This window comes from Paenibacillus sp. ACRRY (genome assembly GCF_022346995.1).
In the GTDB taxonomy this organism is placed as follows: Bacteria; Bacillota; Bacilli; order Paenibacillales; family Paenibacillaceae; genus Paenibacillus.
Genome location: NZ_JAKRNM010000003.1, coordinates 547,888 through 566,838 on the forward strand (window position 1 = coordinate 547,888; position 18,951 = coordinate 566,838).

Sequence of the window (18,951 nt, forward strand, 5' to 3'; positions counted from 1 at the left end):
GGAGGGCAAGGATCATGGGACAGGACAGAGGAGCAACTCAGGCTCTGCATGGTGTTACGGATAAACAGCTGTGGTTTCGAGGCATGAGCGCGATCATGGATGAGATGAATGGACTGGATATACGCAACGATTACGAGCATGATGAGAATGAAGAGGAAAAAGGTCGGTTCCGTGCCTCTCTGGAGGAAGAATGGCGAATTCATAACAGGGAAGAGCTCCTGGCGGCTTTGGAATGGATCCGGGAAGGTGGACATCGGGTTGCGTTTGAACAAATGAGGACTTTTATGAATGCATTATCGGAAGCCGATCAATGGAAGTGCATTCACTCCCTTAATCCGGAAACGGGCCGATATCATGAATATCTGGTGGTCAAAACGTACATGTACAAATTGCCCCCTGCTGGTATCGCCGCCTGGGATTGGGGAAGATACGCCAACCTGTGCCGCAAGAGTGCATATGTCGGGTTCATCACTGAAGTGGAGGCAGAACAATTGATTTTGGAGGCGGCCCTTGAAGCGCAATCGGCTTATTCTTCCTGGAAAGAGTACGCGGTTGCTTTCCTGGCAGGCAGATTGTACTGGTTGGAGCAAACGGCCGAGCCGCTGGTTCAGCGTCAGGTCAATTATGTACGTAATTTGTTCGTGCAATCGAACAGCATTTATAACAAAGTGGACTGGAATTTGAATTTGTCCCTATAGTAAAATAGAAACATAAAAGCACGTTCTACTGAATTCGGTTCAGCAGGAACGTGCTTTTTTGGTGAAGTGACGGGATGCCTCGTCCGATTGGAACTTAGGTTTGGGGTTGCAGCTGACGCAGTACGGTGATTTCGACTCTGCGATTCTTTTGCCTGCCGGCTGCGGTGGAATTATCACCTGTGGGACGTGTGTCTGCATAGCCTGCGTACTGAAATCCGTCAGGGTCCAGATTTTCTTTGTCCAAGAAAAACCGTAGCACAGACAGTGCACGTTCACCGGAAAGCTCCCAGTTGTCTTTGTATGTGGAATTCGCGCCGACAGGCACGTTGTCGGTGTGCCCCTCGATGCTGACGACAGTACTCAGGTCACGAAACAGGCTTGCGAGTTTGCTGAGTGTAGGTGCAGCGTCACTTTTGAGGGCAGCCTGTCCCTGATCGAAGAGAAAGCGGTCACTCAGGGTGATGGAGATCCCCTGCGGATTATCTGCTACAAAAATCTGATTTTCCAGTTTATTATCTTCGATATACTGGGTAATCACATTGAACAGATTCTGCAGCTCCTCTTCCTGGGATCGAAACTGTTCTTCCCGCTCAGTCAGTGGCTGACCTTCTTCGGGAGATGTTGTATCTTCGCCCTGGACCTCAGTTGGAGGGACTTCAGTGATAGTATGACCTGCGGTTTCATCAACTCCATTGCCAAGGTCAAGAATGGAATCGGATTGATTAAATGTATTTTGCAGTGATTGGGTTACCACGTCGTATTTGCCGGAATCCAGATTGCTCATGGCGTACATGATGACAAAAAAGATCAGCAGAAGCGTAATGAGATCGGCATAGGTAATCATCCATCGATCCCGATGGTCACCAGGTTCACGTTTTCCGCGCCTTCTACTGCGCCGACTCATCCAATCCCTCCTTCATTACGGGACGTGAGATTTGACGATGCGTGAGGGTAAAGGACTCAAGCCGTTTCCGTACGAGATGAGGATTCTCCCCATTCTGAATGGCGAGCACACCTTCAAGCAGCATCTCCATCATCTGAATATCTTCGGCACCTCGGGACTTAATTTTGGAGGCAATGGGCAGAAAGATAAGATTGGCACTGGCTACCCCGTATAAGGTTGCGGTAAAGGCTACCGCAATGGCCGGGCCCAGTCCGGTAGGATCCGTCAGGCTGCCTAGAACCTGAATCAGTCCCATGACTGTACCGATAATACCCATGGTTGGTGCGTATCCTCCGGCAGACTCGAAGATTTTGGCATAGCCCTCATGCTTCTGTTCTACGGAATCAATCTCCAGCTCCATGATCTGACGGATTACATCCTGATCGGTGCCGTCGACAACCATCTGGATACCATCTTTCAGAAATGGATGCGGATGATCCATCACCTGGCGTTCCAGGGCAAGCACACCTGAACGGCGGGCAATCGAGGACATGTCCACCAATTCTTCCATCCACTTGCGCGGATCATTGTCATTACGTCCAAAGGCCATGCGCAGTGCTGCCGGAATGGTGCGCAGCCGATGAGTCGGGAAGCTGGCAACCACTGCAGCAATTGTTCCACCGAATACAATTAGAGCAGCTGTTTTTTGCACGAGGCCGGACAATTGGCCGCCTTCCCACAAAAAACCGCTGATCACTGCGGCAATCCCGGCTATAATGCCGATAAGTGTCGCAATATCCATAAATTAACCCACTCCTGTCTTTACTTCACGTTTGCATCACATGTACGAACGAGGTATAATTATACGGGAACAAATATTCCTATTACTATAAGTTTTCCCATATGAAAATTCGGGGAACTTCGACAATATATAGTGACTATTATTTTAGACGATAGGGTGAGATACGGCAATGAGCGATATTATAATGAGCGACAAAACGTTCGAGATCGAGTCCGAGTTTTCTCCCCAAGGTGACCAGCCTGCTGCCATTGAAGAACTGGTGCAGGGTGTTCAGGAAGGGAAAAGATATCAGACGCTGCTGGGTGCAACGGGAACGGGTAAAACCTTCACAATTGCGCAGACGATTGCCAAGCTGCAACGTCCCACGCTGATTATTGCCCACAATAAAACGCTGGCAGCACAGCTTGCGAGTGAATTCAAAGAATTCTTTCCAAACAACATGGTTGAGTATTTTGTCAGTTACTACGATTACTATCAGCCAGAAGCATATATTCCGTCTTCCGATACGTATATCGAGAAGGACTCCAGCATCAACGAGGAAATTGACAAGCTGCGTCACGCCGCGACCAGTTCGCTGTTTGAACGCCGTGATGTCATTATTGTAGCGAGTGTGTCCTGTATCTACGGTTTGGGATCGCCGCATGACTACTCCAGCATGCTGCTGTCACTTCGCGTAGGCATGGAGAAGCCGCGTAATCAGATCTTGTCCCGATTGGTAGAGATTCAATATCAGCGGAATGACATCAACTTCGTACGGGGAACATTCCGTGTGCGTGGCGACGTCGTAGAGATTTTCCCGGCATCCAAGGGTGAACATGCGATACGGGTAGAGCTCTTCGGAGATGAAATTGAGAAAATTACGGAAATTGATGTGTTAACCGGAGAACTGATCGGCGAGCGCGATCATATTGCGATCTTCCCGGCATCTCACTTCGTAACCCAGGAAGAAACGATGCGGGTCGCACTTGTCAACATTGAGCGTGAACTGGAAGAACGGCTTGAAGTGCTGCGCGAACAAGGCAAACTGCTGGAGGCGCAGCGACTGGAACAGCGTACACGTTATGATATTGAGATGATGAAGGAAGTTGGATTCTGTTCGGGGATCGAGAACTATTCAGGACCGCTGACATTCCGTGAACGTGGTGATACGCCATACACGCTGCTGGATTACTTCCCGGACGACATGCTGATCGTTGTCGATGAGTCCCACGTGACCCTGCCGCAGATCCGAGCAATGTACAATGGTGACCAGGCACGGAAGACTGTTCTGGTGGATCACGGATTCCGTCTGCCGTCAGCACTGGATAACCGTCCGCTGAAATTCGAAGAGTTTGAAGAGAAGATGAACCAGATCATTTATGTATCGGCGACGCCAGGACCGTATGAGATTGAGCATACAGATACAATGGTGCAGCAGATCATTCGTCCAACCGGTCTGCTTGATCCGATCATTGAACTTCGTCCAACGAAGGGACAGATCGATGACTTGATCAGCGAGATTAACGACCGGATTGCCAAGGACGAACGTGTGCTTATTACAACGCTGACGAAGAAGATGTCCGAGGACCTGACGGATTACCTGAAGGAGATTGGAATCAAGGTGCGCTATTTGCACTCTGAGATCAAGACATTGGAACGTATGGCGATCCTGCGTGATCTAAGGTTGGGCACATTCCATGTGCTGATCGGGATCAACTTGCTAAGAGAAGGTCTTGATTTGCCGGAGGTTTCACTTGTTGCCATTTTGGATGCCGACAAGGAAGGGTTCCTTCGCTCTGAACGTTCACTGATCCAAACGATCGGTCGGGCCGCGCGGAACAGCGATGGCCGAGTTATTCTGTATGGTGACAAAGTGACCGATTCGATGGACAAAGCGATGAAGGAAACGGAACGCCGTCGTGAGATTCAAATTGCATACAATGAGAAGCACGGAATTACCCCACAGACGATTCGCAAAAAAGTGCGTGATGTGATCGAGGCAACCAAGGTTGCCGAATCCAAGAACGAGTATCTTACAGGCGCTGCCGAGAAGATGTCGAAGAAGGAACGTCAATCGCTTATTCAGCGTCTTGAGGCAGAGATGAAAGACGCCGCCAAGAACCTGCAGTTTGAGCGTGCTGCTGAACTTCGCGATGCCTTGCTGGAACTGCGTGCGGAGTAAATTGATAAATAGATATGCAACAAGAGAACGGCCAGTTGGCCGTTCTCTTGTTGAGTAAAGAACCCGCAAGGAATGACCGATAATTAGTCATGTTGAAAACCTGGAATCAGGTCTATACTGATAGAAATGTTGAAATTGGTTAAAAGGTTTATAGGAAAGCATTTGGAAGTCGTGTAGAGGGGAGCCGAGCCAAAGGCAATGGCGACTTACCGCGAGCGAGGCGGAGCCGTGAGCGCCCTCTCGTAGTAGAGCAGCCTTCCAAGAGACTGGCAGCAGGCCGGGATCTTGGGGGAAGCTGCGGGCACACGACATACCTTCACATAGCAAGACCCGACCCCACACCAAGCACAGCCTGTTTCGGGTGTCCAGAGGGCTGCGCCCTATGGGGCCCTCCCTTGGAAGGGAGGGTTTGGGTGGGATCGAAACGCTTGGAAAGCCTTAAAAAGGTTGGATAAGATCACAACATTGAGAGGATGGATAACCATTGGCGAGCGAGAACATTGTCATTAAAGGTGCGCGAGCGCACAACCTAAAGAACATTGATATTACCATCCCGCGTGACCGTTTTGTCGTATTAACCGGTCTGAGTGGCTCAGGCAAGTCCTCGCTGGCTTTTGATACGATTTATGCCGAAGGACAGCGGCGTTATGTGGAATCATTATCTGCTTATGCACGCCAGTTTCTCGGACAGATGGAAAAACCGGATGTTGACTCTATCGAGGGCCTGTCACCGGCTATTTCCATAGACCAAAAAACAACAAGCCGCAACCCGCGTTCCACGGTAGGAACGGTTACGGAGATCTACGACTACCTGCGTTTGTTGTTTGCACGTGTGGGACATCCTCACTGTCCGGATCATGGTGTGGAGATTACATCCCAGACTGTAGAGCAGATGGTAGACCGCGTAATGCAGTACCCGGAACGTACCCGGTTGCAAATCTTGGCACCGATTATCTCGGGTCGTAAAGGTGAGCACAAAAGTGTTTTTGCCGATGTATCCAAGCAAGGCTTCGTCCGTGTGCGGGTAAACGGAGAACTGCGTGACTTGTCTGAAGATATTCAGTTGGAGAAAAATAAAAAGCATACCATTGAAGTGGTCGTAGACCGGATTGTAGTCAAGGAAGATGTGCAAGCACGTCTGGCTGATTCCATTGAAACGGCACTTAATCTGTCCGGAGGGCAACTGCTGGTAGATATTATGGGTGAAGAAGAGCTGCGCTTCAGTTCCAACTTTGCCTGCCCGGTGTGTGGGTTCAGTATTGAAGAGCTCGCGCCACGGATGTTTTCCTTCAACAGTCCATTCGGAGCTTGCCCTGATTGTGATGGACTTGGCGTAAAAATGATCGTAGACCCGGATCTGCTCGTTCCGGATCGAAGCAAAACGATTGAAGAAGGTGCGTTTGATGCCTGGACAGGCGGTACATCCACGTACTATCCGCAGTTCCTGAAATCGGTGTGCGAGCACTTTAATATTCCACAGGATGTACCTGTAGAGGATCTGCCAGCGGATCAGATGAACAAGCTGTTGAATGGTACAGGTTCGGAGAAGGTCCGTTTCCGTTACGAGAATGATTTTGGCCAGCGCAAGGAAGCTATGGTGACCTTTGAAGGGATCGTTAACAATCTGGAACGTCGTTATCGTGAGACGGCATCCGAGGGGATCCGGGAGTTTATTGAAGGTTACATGAGTGCGAAGCCTTGTGGTACCTGCAAAGGAAACCGATTGAAACGGGAAAGCTTGGCTGTTACCATCAACGACCACAACATGGCATATGTGACTGGCCTGTCCATCGGGGAAGCAGGACGTTTCTTCGAATCGCTGCAGCTTAGCGAGAAGGAACAAGCCATTGCCAAACTGATTCTGAAGGAAATTAACAGCCGTCTTGGCTTCCTGGTCAATGTCGGTCTGGATTACCTGACCCTGAGCCGTGCTGCCGGAACATTGTCCGGTGGTGAAGCGCAGCGGATTCGTCTCGCTACCCAGATTGGTTCCAGTCTGATGGGCGTGCTGTACATTCTCGATGAGCCGAGTATCGGTCTGCATCAACGGGATAATGATCGTCTGATTTCCACACTTGCTCACATGCGGGATATCGGTAACACGCTAATTGTCGTGGAGCATGATGAAGACACGATGCTGGCTGCCGACTACATTATCGACATCGGCCCAGGCGCAGGTATTCACGGCGGTACCGTCATGTCACAGGGTACACCGGAAGAGATCATGAATGACGAGAACTCGCTGACGGGGCAGTATCTGAGCGGACGCAAGTTTATTCCTGTACGGACGGAACGCCGCAGTGTAGGAGATCGCTGGCTGGAAGTGCGCGGGGCGAAGGAAAATAACCTGAAGAACCTGAATGTTAAAATTCCGGTGGGTGTATTTACTGCAGTCACAGGGGTATCCGGATCAGGTAAATCGACACTGATTAATGAAATTCTGTACAAAACGCTCGCACGGGATCTGAACCGTGCACGTGTGCGCCCTGGACAGCACAAAGAGATCCGGGGTCTGGAACATATTGATAAAGTCATCGATATCGACCAGTCGCCAATCGGCCGTACACCGCGTTCCAACCCAGCTACGTACACCGGTGTCTTTGATGATATTCGGGATCTGTTTGCACAGACGAATGAAGCCAAAGTTCGTGGTTACAAAAAGGGCCGGTTCAGCTTCAATATCAAGGGCGGACGCTGTGAAGCTTGCCGCGGAGATGGAATTATCAAGATCGAGATGCACTTCCTGCCCGATGTCTACGTCCCTTGTGAAGTCTGCAAAGGGAAACGGTACAACCGGGAAACCCTAGAAGTTAAATATAAAAACAAAAATATTGCGGATGTACTCGAAATGACAGTTGAAGATGCTACACAATTTTTCGAGAACATTCCGAAGATTCATCGCAAAATGCAGACATTGCTTGATGTAGGTCTGGGTTATATTAACCTTGGACAACCTGCAACGACATTGTCTGGTGGTGAAGCCCAGCGTGTGAAGCTTGCTTCCGAACTGTATCGTCGCAGTACAGGTAAAACAATCTACATTTTGGACGAGCCTACAACAGGTCTGCATGTCGATGATATTGATCGTCTGCTTAATGTACTCCACCGTCTGGTGGATTCCGGTGAATCGGTACTCGTGATCGAGCATAATCTCGACGTTATCAAAACCGCTGATTATATCGTGGATTTGGGTCCTGAAGGGGGTAGTGGCGGCGGAACGATCGTGGCGACAGGGACACCAGAGGATATTATTAAGGTGGAAGCTTCGTATACAGGCAGGTACCTTAAACCGGTATTGGAGCGCGACACGGAACGAAGCAAGACGCTGCAATTGACGGAATAGGCAAGACCATATTGTTCATTGAAATGAAATGAAAATTAGTGACCATCCACCCTACTTGATTCATGTACCTTTACTTATCGGTGTCTTGGCGACAAGCCGAGCCGGAACGTAAATTGTTGACTAGCTAACTAGGGTGGTTATCTCTATAATCAATAACCCTTCTTTTGATGAAGGGCAAGGTATTTATTTTCTGATGAGTGCCTTGCTCTATTCAAAAGAGGGGTTATTCCTTTTTCACTGAAGTTAGCATAATAGTTATTTCATTGAAAGTGTTTACATATGAGGTAGGGCAGGCATTACAGCAACCCGAGTTCGAACTGGATTTTTTTCATTTTTCTGGATGATAGGGCTTGCATTACTAGCAGGGGACAGATAACATAGAGGAAGATATTAGGGTATGCGTTAGCTGTTCAACTATGGTGAGGGGGTCTGTCTATCCATGCTGTTTGCAGAAGCTGCCACGGCGAGTACATCCAATTTTAATGCATTTGATATTTTTGTCATTCTGTTTACAATCATTATTTTTATTGGCGTGATTCGTCTAGTTCGAGCACCGAAGAAGAATCTGTTTGCAATCGGATTTGCAGTAGTCAGTCTGCTTGTCTTCCTAATGACGGACTATGCAATGATTAAGAACTGGTTTAGTTAGGATGTTCAGAAAAAATGGCAAACGGAAACAGACAAAACACTTTCCAGGGAAATGGCGGAAGGTGTTTTTTGCGTTGTTGGACGTCGGAGAAGCAATATTTTAACGAGTGGAAGTAGGACTGAAAACATTTGTACAGGAAGAATATGTATGTTAAATTGGAGGATACCGGTATAGCAGATGATAGAGAAGAAATCCATAGAGTTGGATGCTAGGATGGTCGCATAACGGAGGATATATGGAGAGGGTTAGGTGAAAAGATGAGATCGTTGGGGAAAAAATGCATGGCGGTGTGTATGGCTGCTGTACTCGGGGTGAGTGTTGCGTCTACGGCTGGGGCAGCAGAGCAGGCAGCTGGCATGAAGGCCAAAGTCGTCGACGGACAAGTGTATGTCAGTGCCGCTGATTTGGTGAAGTCCATCGGTGGGAATGGCCAGTATGATGCGAAAACGGGAACCTATCAGTATAAGGGGAATGAAGCCATTCCTAAAGTAATTGAGAAGGTGTCACCTTCTGTTGTTGGTATCATTGGCAAAGCGGATGCAGGGCAGGAAGGAGTTACAACAGACCGATATAACCTGGCTCATGGGACTGGCGTGATTATACGCTCCAATGGCTGGATTGTGACCAACGCACATGTGGTGGACGGATTAAGCAACGCCTTGGTTGTGACGACCGATGGCAATACATATAAAATTACGAAAACATACAGCGATCCACTGAGTGATCTGGCACTCATCAAAATTAATGCCAAATCGCTTAAACCGGCGACGTTCGCCAAAGCTTCCCAAACTTCAGTCGGCGAGACGGTTGTCGCTATTGGTACACCCATCTCCTTCTCTCTGCGAAATTCGGCAACCGTGGGTGTCATTAGTGGCCTGAACCGCGGAGTGGAGGCAACCTATCGTTTGATTCAGACGGATACAGCCATTAACCCGGGAAACAGCGGAGGACCTCTCGTTAACCTCAAGGGGGAGGTTGTGGGCATTAATTCCATGAAGTTTTCAGCGGTGGGTGTCGAGAATATGGGATTTTCGATTCCTGTGGATACCGTTCAATATATTATCAATCAGTTTTTTGAATACGGCAAAATCAAACGGGCAAGCCTTGGCCTGCAGCTCGAAGAGAGCTGGTCTGCGATTGTAGGTCTGCCTACGGACGATCCGCTCACAATCACGGGTGTGCTGTCCAGTGAAGCGAAGAAAGCCAAGATTCAGGAAGGAGACGTGTTATACAGCGTAGCAGGTACGCGTGTCTCTTCCGTTGTAGATATTAATGAGCTGCTCAAGAAATATGTACCCGGGCAAAAGGTGAAACTGCTGATGCAGTCCGATGGTGATATTGTCACACGTACATTGGTACTTGCGGATCGTGCGGATATCCAAGATGAGGATGAAGAGCTGTTTCCGGCTGACGAAGAACAATAAAGCCCGGTGAACGACCCAGATCAGAGAGGACGATGGAACGGAATGAAGAAGTCATTTTTACGTGTGCTGAGCACAGGGGTGTTAACCGGGATGTTGACCATGGGTGCTGTAACGCCTGTATGGGCAGCTGAATATACGACGAACGAGCTGCGGATCCAAGCCGGAAGCACGAGCGCCTACATCAACGGCAGCAAGCAAGCGATCGCCAAACCGTATAAGGTTAAAGGTGTGACGATGGTGCCTGTCGGTGTGTTCAAGAAGGCGTTTGGCAGCGAAATTCGGCTGGAGAAAAATGATGTTGTCAAAGTGAAGGAAGGTCCGCATACGGTCACCTTAACGATTGGCAGCTCCATTGCCTGGGTGGATGGGGTCAAAAAGGAAATGGGTGCCGCTCCCAAAATGGTGAATGGCGTGCTTATGGTCCCCCTTCGTCCGGTAGCTGCCGGCATTGGAGCGACACTCGCTCCAAGCAGTTCCGGGGAAGTGGTCATTCGATTATTGCAAACAGATGATTCCGTGGATGAAGATGAGGGCGGCATCGATCTCGACGCAGGCAAAACAAGAATCGGCAACAGCTATTACGGCTGGTCCATTAATTACCCGGCAGATCTGATGGTTTTGCAAACAGGTGAGCAGGAGCGGATGATGACGTTTGGCTCGGCGGACAGCAGCTACTACCTTGAGGTGTATGTTAGCGATCAGGATGTTGCTCTGGATTCGGATGACATGCTGCAGCAGCTGGTGCAGGAGGCCAAGCAGTCGGGGGATACGGTGCTGGACCGGGAATCCGTTGCCAAAGGCAAGACGCCTTATGCCCGAATCGTGGTTAAAGATATGGACGGCATGTTATGGGAGATGCGCCAGTACATTAATAATGGTCGTCAATATGACGTTTACCTGGCAGATTACGATGCACTGAACTACAAGGATCTGAATAAACGTGCAGCGTTCCTCAACTCATTCCAGCCTACCTACGTGCAATCGGACCGGACCATTAAGGATCTGTCGACCGTCGATAATGGCATGCGTTCTGCCTGGAATGACGATTACGGAATCGAGCTAAATGTCCCGGCAGGCTGGTCCATGGATAATACACAGATGACTTATGAATCCAAAGATGGTGCGTTTCTGCAAATGCGCGTGACCTCAGCGCCAGCTGGGGCAACCGTAAAAGACTGGAGCGGTCAACTGGACAAGTGGATGCGAGAAACGTTCACACCTGAAAGTTATGAACCAATTCGTTCGTATACCATAGACGTTTCTGGCGAAACGGCGGAGGTCAATGAGTTCCGTTATAACTTCGGTGACGGATGGCAGACGGAGTTCGATGTACTTTTGCAGAAAAATGGCTATCGCTATTACGCCGAATACACATTCCCTGAGGAGCAGACTCAGGATCGGGAATGGTTTGAGCAGATCATGAATAGTGTTGTTATTGATTTTGATACCGTATCCGATAACTTCGGACAACTGGATGAAGATCCGTATTTGACTGATAAAACGAAGACTTTAACACGTACGTCCAAACGGTACCATTATAGCGTCGACATTCCGCGTTACTGGACGGCGTATAATGACCGATTCGAGTATTCTCCCGTTGTTTATACGTTCACAGGTGGCCAGTTCTCCATTGGCGTAAACGAGGATCAATCTGTCGAAATGACGGTAAGCCAGCTGAGAGAAGCTTATGAGGAAGCTGCGAAAACGCGGAAAAACTTCAAGCTGCTGAACAGTGGGGAGACGACTATTGCTGGTGTTCCGGCGTTCTCCTTCACGTATCATGAACTGGACAATGGCGTGCCGTATACCGGGCAGCAGATCGTCTTTGAACAGAATGGGATAACGTATACCATTACGACGGGACTGAATGATGCCAACAAAACGGATGTGCAGAACGCAGCACTGGAAAAAGCCGTGAAATCATTTACTTTTACAAAATAATGAAGTCTATGCCGGAGGGTCAGATACCTTCCGGTTTTTTGTTTTTGATCAGAATTATTCCAACATTTACACGAGAACGAAGAGTGCAGAACCAATCTGAAGAAGCGGAGCTGAAAGCTTTCTGAAAGAAAGCTGCATCGGAAGCATAAGCCCCGCCTTTATCACGGGATTTTCCCCTTTAGTAAAGGGAATCAAAAAAATCCGGGGATAACAGCGATCGGAAGATGGTACTGCAATCGAAGTGGTAAAGTGTAAAATTATAAGTCAGCAGATGGAAATGAAAATGGTAAACGGTTTTTTCAGGAAAGCGTAGAAGAGTGAGTGCAGAAGTGGTACAATATCTTAGTTCAGGAGTTATGACTGCTGATCTGATAAATTAAAATGACTGTAGGCTTGGGAATCAGGCAATACAGACATAATGTATAGATATAGCGATACAGTGACAATGCAGGCGACGGGATGAAGGTACAGGCTAAACGTATGAGGATACAGGGATGAAATCCGGCGAAGGCCGGTTATGGGGAGGATCTACATGAAAACAGCAACATTACGAAGAGAAGACGTCGAGCTTCTGGCACCTGCAGGTGACTGGGATTGTATGCGTTCGGCAGTGGCTAATGGCGCGGATGCGATTTTCTTCGGAGTCGAAAAGTTTAATGCACGGGCACGCGCGAACAATTTCCGCATGGAAGAACTGCCGGAGATTATGGCGTTTTTGCACAGTTATGGCGTAAAAGGGTTCTTGACCTTTAATATATTGATTTTTGAAAATGAATTGACGGACGCCAAGGAACTGATCGACGCATGCGTCGATGCTGGCGTAGATGCCGTGATCGTACAGGATCTGGGCTTGGTGAAACTGATTCGCGAGATCTCACCGGATTTCCCGATTCACGGTTCCACTCAAATGACGATTACATCACCGGAAGCGGTTGAGTTTACGAAGCCGTTTGATATGGAACGTGTCGTTCTTGGCCGAGAGAACAATCTGAAGCAAATTCAGAAGATTGGTGAACAGGCGAAACTTCCAATGGAAGTATTCGTGCATGGTGCACTGTGTGTATCTTATTCGGGACAATGTCTGACTTCCGAGATGTGGGGCGGACGTTCTGCGAACCGCGGTGAATGTGCACAGGCTTGCCGTTTGCCATATGACTTGATGATCGACGGAGAGCATAAGCCGATGGGTGATGTCGCATACCTGCTGTCTCCGAAGGACCTGGCTGCCATTGACCTGATGCCGGAACTGATCGAAGCAGGCGTAACTTCCTTCAAGATCGAAGGTCGTCTCAAAACCCCGGAATACGTGGCGAACGTGGTTAGCAAATACCGCAAAGCAATTGACCGTTACTTCGACGGTGACAATACGCCACCAAGCAAGGAAGAAATCCGTGAGCTGCAGCAAAGCTTCTCCCGCGGTTTCACACATGGTTTCCTGGATGGGACGAACAACAAACAGTTGGTTGACGGCACGTTCCCGAAAAGCCGTGGTGTTTACCTCGGACGCGTGGATCAAGTTCTGCGTGACGGTGTTGTGTTGAAGCTGGACGCACCTGTGAAGCGTGGAGACGGCATTGTGTTTGACGCTGGTGATCCAACGCAGAAGGAAGAAGGCGGACGGGTATACGATGTACGCCGCAAAGGCGTGAAAATCGAAGGCGAAGCTGGTGGAGGCTGGATCGTGGACATCGTGCCAGGTCGCAGTGACGTGGATCTGCGCCGCGTGAAGGTTGGCGACAAAGTGTGGAAAACGAATGACCCTGCGCTGGACAAACGTCTGCGTCAGAGCTTCGAGACCGAGAAGCCATACCGAGTATTCCCGGTAAAAGTAAAAGTCATCGGCAGCCCTGGGCAGCCGCTCAGCACTTGGTGGACAGACGTGCAGAAAGGCACGACCGTCCGAATCGATTCCGAGATGGAACTGGACATTGCCCAGAAGCGACCAATGACCTATGAATTGCTCGAGGAGCAATTCGGACGTCTGGGCGGCACCGTGTTCCAGCTGGAAGAATTGGACGTCAACCTGCACGGTGACGTCATCATCCCGATGCGCGAGCTGAATAACATTCGCCGTCAGGCGGTGGAACAGCTCGCGGGCGAGCGCCCTAAACCGCCCGTCTACGTGAAACGGGCGGTAGAAGTTTACGGCGATGCGGTTAAACCGGCATCGCCAGTGGCTCGCGGTCAAGCGGAGCTGACCGCGCTCTGCCGCAGCCTGCCTCAGGTCGAGGCAGCGCTGGAAGCGGGTGTCGGCATGATCTACGCCGACTTCGAGTTTATCAAGCAGTTCCCGGCAGCCGTGGAAGCCGTACATGCTGCTGGCCGCAAGATTGCCTTGGCAACGCCGCGCATTCACATGCCTGGCGAGAACGGATACCATAACAACATCTTGCGTCTGAAGCCGGACGCTGTGCTGGTACGAAATACAGGTGCGCTGTACTTCTACCTGCGCCACCGGATGGAGAACCCGGATGCGGATCATCCTGAACTGATCGGTGACTTCTCATTGAACATCGCCAACCATAAGGCTGTTGAACTGTTCCTGGAAGCAGGATGTGACTGGATCACACCATCATATGACCTGAACATTCAACAAATGGTAGATTTGCTGGGTAACTCCCGTACAAGCCAGACCGAAGTGGTTATTCATCAGCATCTGCCGATGTTCCATACGGAGCACTGCGTGTATTGTACGTTTATGAGTGAAGGAACGGATTATACGAACTGTGGACGTCCTTGTGAAGAACAGCGTGCATCCCTGCAAGACCGGATTGGCATGTCCCACCCGGTACGTGTGGATGAAGGCTGCCGTAATACCGTTTATAACGCAGTGGAACAGTCGGGTGCCGAGTACCTGACCAACTTCATGGACCTGGGTGTATCCCGTTACCGCGTCGAGTTCCTGGAAGAGACGCCGGAGCAGGTTATGGAGGTTATTGATCTGTACAACCGTGCACTTCGCGGCGAGATCAGCGGTACACAAGTGTGGAAAACATTGAAAGCAACCAACCAACTGGGCGTTACGCGTGGTCAATTGGTGAAATAAACGGATCGTAGGTTACATCTATTAGGACGATAAGTATTGTAGCAAGCAACAGGTTACAAGCATGAAGCAACCCCAATCTCTGCTTTACGGAGCTCTTGGGGTTTTTTCTGTAAAAGGGACAGGTGGATTGAGAGAATATTCATACCTGCCAGAACGCATAAGGAGGCGAAATACGTGGCGCCATTCACCATGATGGATATCAAATTGCTGTGCGGGGTCACGGCATTCAAACGAGGGGAAGCCTATAACCAGTCCGGCAGGGTGAGCAATCTGGTAGTCAGTGACGATCAGCGTCATTATGAAGCCATGGTGCGTGGCACGGAACGATATCAGGTGAAGGTGGATTTGGACGAAAAAGGGGAAGTTGAGGCAACATGCACTTGTCCAGGCGATGGCCGGTATTATGACTATTGCAAACATGTCGCTGCGGTTCTGCTGGCGATTCATGAATGGGGTGAGCAGCAGGAGCTTAAAGCTGCCGCTACCGGCATATCTCAGGAGTCATCCAAACCTTCCTCAGGGAATTCTTCTAGCTCTGGTATAGGCCCTGCTTCCAGAGTAGGCACGCTGGTGGAAGAGAAGGAGTGGGAGCGTCCCAACTCTTCTTCATCCTTAGACTCGGCTAGGGATGACAATTCGGAACGACACGAAGGTTCAAGTTCAAAACGGTATACGGAGTCCAGTACGAGTACAACATCTCATTCTTTTGCACAAAAGAATGGATCCTCGGCTTTCGGGCTTAATTCCGCTGCTGAAGCGGATCATCAACCGGTTACCCATTTTGCCCAGGCAGGTCGCCCAAGTTCAGCCCCAGGCTGGGGACGTTCAGCAGACAAGCCTTCGTATCGCACAGCCGACCAGATTCTGTCCATCTTTGCCAAGGAACGCATTCCCTTACATGCGGGTGAACGTAAATATATGGCACCTGTCACCCGCTCATCGCTGCGGGAAGAGCTTCAGGTTCAGTTTATATGCAAGCTTGTTCAGGTTCACAAGGGGGGAGCCAAGCTCGCGCTGGAACTTAAGGTCGGAAGTAAACGGCTATACGTAGTGCAAAAGGTGAAGCAATTCCTGAATTGCGTCGAGAAGGGCGAGCCGATGTCGTTTACCAAACTGTTTTTCTATGACCCGTCCATGCATTATTTCAGCCCTCAGGATCAGGAGATTCTATCCATGCTGATTCGTATGAGGCAAAGTGAGGAAGCGTATCGTGAATCCATCTCCGGTTATCTGGGAGCTTCAGATGGCCGGGATATATTGATTGCGCCGCTGGTGTGGAAACCACTGCTGGAATTGCTGCTTCAGGCCGACAGCCGGATGGAGGGTACGGGTCTCGCGAACGGACCGCTCACGTTGGGTGAAGGGGCACTGCCTTTGTTTTATCGGATTGCCCAGGGGGACAATGAGGGGTACCAGCTCGAGATCTCGGGTTTGCGCGAGTTGATTCTGCTTCCGGCTTATGATGCTGCTGTGGTCGAAGGACAACTTCACATGCTGGAGCCGATGCAGATGCGCAGTCTGGAAGACTTGAGCAGGGCGCTCACTTCGTGTGGGATTAAGGAAAGCATCGATATATCATCTCAGCAAGTCGATGAGTTCGTGCAGCATGTGGTGCCGGAACTGCGTACGCTTGGACATCTATCAATTGACTCCCAGGTGCGTGAACGAATTGCAGAGCCGGAGCTTGCGCCTAAGCTCTATATTGATTTTTACAGGGAACGGATCACTGCGCGTCTGGAGTTTGATTATGGTGTAATGGTGATTAACCCGCTGGCGGAATATCTGATCGATGAAGAAGAGAAAAAGGTTATCCTGGTGCGGGACCGTCATGCCGAGCGGAATCTGATCGAGCGACTTGATCGTTCCTTCCTGGAACGGGAAGGCAGTGTGTGGGCGAGCGAGCGTGAAGATGCGATCTATGATGTGATGTATCATTTGGTGCCAGAATTGGAGAAACAGGTGGACATCTATGTCCCGAATGCCGTGAAGGCTATGATGCAATCTTATCCGACCCCTCCCAAAGTCCGGGCAGATCTCGGGAAAGGACTGGACTGGCTGGAGATTTCGTTTGAAATGGAAGGCGTGAACGAGCAGGAACTTCAGGAAATCATGCGCAGCATTGTGGAAAAAAAACCGTATTTCCGCTTGCGCAGCGGTGTCTTTCTTTCGCTTGAGAATGAAGGAGCAGACAGCTTCGCCCACATGGCGGATTCGCTGGGACTTGGAGCGGGCGATATCAAGGGCAGCCACATTCAGCTGCCCGCCGTTCGAGCGCTACAGCTTCCGGGCCGGGATGAGGTTTCCGGACATGTGAAGTGGGGAGGTTCCCTGAAGCGTTTCCTGGATGACCTTCGTGATCCTGAGCGGATGGATTTTGCATTGCCAAATGGACTCGCTCCCGTGCTGCGGGATTATCAGGCCAGTGGATATCAGTGGCTGCGCACACTTGCCTTTTATCGTTTTGGCGGGATACTGGCAGATGATATGGGACTTGGCAAAACGTTGCAAAGTATCGCCTATATCACGGCTGAACTAAGTGAGAACCCGATTTTAGATGGAGATGTTGGAGGACCAGATCGTTACGGGAAAAATGGGATACTGAGAGAGGGTGCCTCAGAGGCCGCCTATACAGGGATTGATCCTATAACCGGATTGCCATGGGATGAGGCATCTCTGGCGGGGCTAGGGAGTGATTCCCATGCATCGGGATCACAGGATGGATTAACCATTAGAAGCCAAGCGACCCATCCACCTGTGCTTGTCGTCGCGCCTGCTTCGTTGACCTACAACTGGGCGAATGAATTTGCGCGTTTTGCCCCGCATTTGCGAGTCTTGATCGCTGCAGGGCAAAAAGAAGAACGAGCCAATATGCTGGCTGACATGGACCAGGCGGATGTAATAGTGACGTCTTATCCATTGCTGCGTCGAGATCTTGACACGTATCTGGGCAGAACATTCCATACGCTTATCCTGGACGAGGCTCAGGCGATTAAAAATTCTTCCTCCCAGACGGCTCAGGCCGTCAAGCAGATTCAGGCCCCGCGGCGCTTTGCGCTCACAGGAACGCCTGTAGAGAACTCGCTGGATGAGCTGTGGTCCATCTTCGAAGCGATTTTCCCCGGTCTGTTTCCAAGCTATCGCAGGTTCCGGGACCTGCCACCTGAGCGCATTGCCCGGATGGTACGTCCGTTCATTCTCCGCCGCCTGAAGAAGGATGTGCTGGAGGAATTGCCGGATCGTATTGAGACAGTACAGCGCTCTGAGCTAACGGTGGAGCAGAAGAAACTGTATGCCGCCTACCTCTCCCAGCTTCAGGATGAGACATCCAGGGATATGGAAGAGAACGGTTTTCAGAAGAATCGGATCAAAATACTTGCAGGCATCACCCGTTTACGCCAGCTGTGCTGTCACCCGGCTTTGTTTGTGGAGGGCTATCAGGGAGACTCAGGCAAAATGGAGCAGCTGCTTGAAACAGTCCAGGATTGTCTCGCTGCAGGCAAACGAATTCTGATCTTCTCCCAGTTTGCAAGCATGCTGAACCTGATTCGGCAGACATTGGCCGCGCAGGGAAGGAATCTGTTCTATCTGGATGGGCAGACACCGTCTCAGAGCCGAGTCGACATGTGCCGCAGATTCAACGAGGGGGAAGGCGAGCTGTTCCTGATCTCAATGAAAGCTGGCGGTACCGGACTGAACTTAACGGGTGCAGATACCGTAATATTGTATGATCTGTGGTGGAACCCCGCGGTAGAAGAACAGGCCATTGGCCGTGCCCATCGGATGGGGCAGAAGCAAGTCGTTCAGGTTATCCGTCTGATTACGGAAGGTACGATCGAAGAGAAGATTCTGGAACTGCAGCAGCGGAAGAAGGATCTGATTGCGGAAGTGATCGAACCGGGAGATGGCGGATCTACGACCTTATCTGAGCAGGATATTCGGGAGCTGTTGATGGTATAATGAAGTCCAATCATATTGGAGTTTTCCATCATTAAATATATTAAAAT

At 50.1% G+C, this 18,951-nt stretch carries 10 protein-coding genes; 8 read left to right on the top strand and 2 right to left on the bottom strand.

What is annotated here, in order from left to right:
* The first annotated feature begins 14 nt into the window (after positions 1-14).
* Positions 15-698 (top strand): DUF1266 domain-containing protein, encoded by a 684-nt coding sequence (locus MH144_RS15935; protein WP_239302193.1) that lies wholly within the window; start codon positions 15-17, stop codon positions 696-698.
* Positions 699-792: 94 nt separating this feature from the next.
* Here the strand turns inward: MH144_RS15935 and MH144_RS15940 are convergent, their stop codons facing one another.
* Positions 793-1,602 carry a flagellar motor protein MotB gene (locus MH144_RS15940; protein ID WP_127540965.1) on the bottom strand — a complete coding sequence of 270 codons (810 nt, stop codon included), beginning with the start codon at positions 1,600-1,602 and terminating at the stop codon, positions 793-795.
* The gene (locus MH144_RS15945) at positions 1,586-2,383 is read right to left on the bottom strand and encodes a flagellar motor protein (protein WP_239302195.1); all 798 of its coding nucleotides are present in this window, start codon (positions 2,381-2,383) and stop codon (positions 1,586-1,588) included. The genes MH144_RS15940 and MH144_RS15945 overlap by 17 nt, the downstream gene beginning before the upstream one ends.
* A gap of 169 nt (positions 2,384-2,552) precedes the next feature.
* Here MH144_RS15945 and uvrB point away from each other — a divergent pair, with 169 nt between their 5' ends.
* The 7 genes from uvrB (at position 2,553) to MH144_RS15980 (ending at position 18,904) form a co-directional block, all read left to right on the top strand.
* On the top strand, positions 2,553-4,544 hold the full coding sequence (gene uvrB / locus MH144_RS15950; protein ID WP_095359885.1) for an excinuclease ABC subunit UvrB: 1,992 nt from the start codon (positions 2,553-2,555) through the stop codon (positions 4,542-4,544).
* A 484-nt stretch (positions 4,545-5,028) separates the two neighbouring features.
* Entirely contained in the window at positions 5,029-7,887 is a 2,859-nt protein-coding gene (gene uvrA, locus MH144_RS15955; RefSeq protein ID WP_095359884.1) for an excinuclease ABC subunit UvrA, read from the top strand.
* Positions 7,888-8,326: 439 nt separating this feature from the next.
* The gene (locus MH144_RS15960) at positions 8,327-8,536 is read left to right on the top strand and encodes a DUF2759 family protein (RefSeq protein WP_239302197.1); all 210 of its coding nucleotides are present in this window, start codon (positions 8,327-8,329) and stop codon (positions 8,534-8,536) included.
* Between the two features lie 257 nt (positions 8,537-8,793).
* Complete coding sequence (locus tag MH144_RS15965) at positions 8,794-9,960, top strand: S1C family serine protease (protein ID WP_239302199.1); 1,167 nt, start codon at positions 8,794-8,796, stop codon at positions 9,958-9,960.
* Positions 9,961-10,002: 42 nt separating this feature from the next.
* Positions 10,003-11,901 (top strand): stalk domain-containing protein, encoded by a 1,899-nt coding sequence (locus MH144_RS15970; protein WP_239302209.1) that lies wholly within the window; start codon positions 10,003-10,005, stop codon positions 11,899-11,901.
* Between the two features lie 532 nt (positions 11,902-12,433).
* Complete coding sequence (locus MH144_RS15975) at positions 12,434-14,947, top strand: U32 family peptidase (protein WP_239302211.1); 2,514 nt, start codon at positions 12,434-12,436, stop codon at positions 14,945-14,947.
* A 174-nt stretch (positions 14,948-15,121) separates the two neighbouring features.
* Entirely contained in the window at positions 15,122-18,904 is a 3,783-nt protein-coding gene (locus tag MH144_RS15980) for a DEAD/DEAH box helicase (RefSeq protein WP_239302213.1), read from the top strand.
* The last annotated feature ends 47 nt before the right edge of the window (positions 18,905-18,951 follow it).

Bases quoted from the DNA above. Each gene is read 5' to 3' on its own strand.
- MH144_RS15935 (WP_239302193.1), top strand. From the start codon at position 15: ATGGGACAGGACAGAGGAGCAACTCAGGCTCTGCATGGTGTTACGGAT.
- MH144_RS15940 (WP_127540965.1), bottom strand. From the start codon at position 1,602: ATGAGTCGGCGCAGTAGAAGGCGCGGAAAACGTGAACCTGGTGACCAT.
- MH144_RS15945 (WP_239302195.1), bottom strand. From the start codon at position 2,383: ATGGATATTGCGACACTTATCGGCATTATAGCCGGGATTGCCGCAGTG.
- uvrB (WP_095359885.1), top strand. From the start codon at position 2,553: ATGAGCGATATTATAATGAGCGACAAAACGTTCGAGATCGAGTCCGAG.
- MH144_RS15960 (WP_239302197.1), top strand. From the start codon at position 8,327: ATGCTGTTTGCAGAAGCTGCCACGGCGAGTACATCCAATTTTAATGCA.
- MH144_RS15965 (WP_239302199.1), top strand. From the start codon at position 8,794: ATGAGATCGTTGGGGAAAAAATGCATGGCGGTGTGTATGGCTGCTGTA.
- MH144_RS15970 (WP_239302209.1), top strand. From the start codon at position 10,003: ATGAAGAAGTCATTTTTACGTGTGCTGAGCACAGGGGTGTTAACCGGG.
- MH144_RS15975 (WP_239302211.1), top strand. From the start codon at position 12,434: ATGAAAACAGCAACATTACGAAGAGAAGACGTCGAGCTTCTGGCACCT.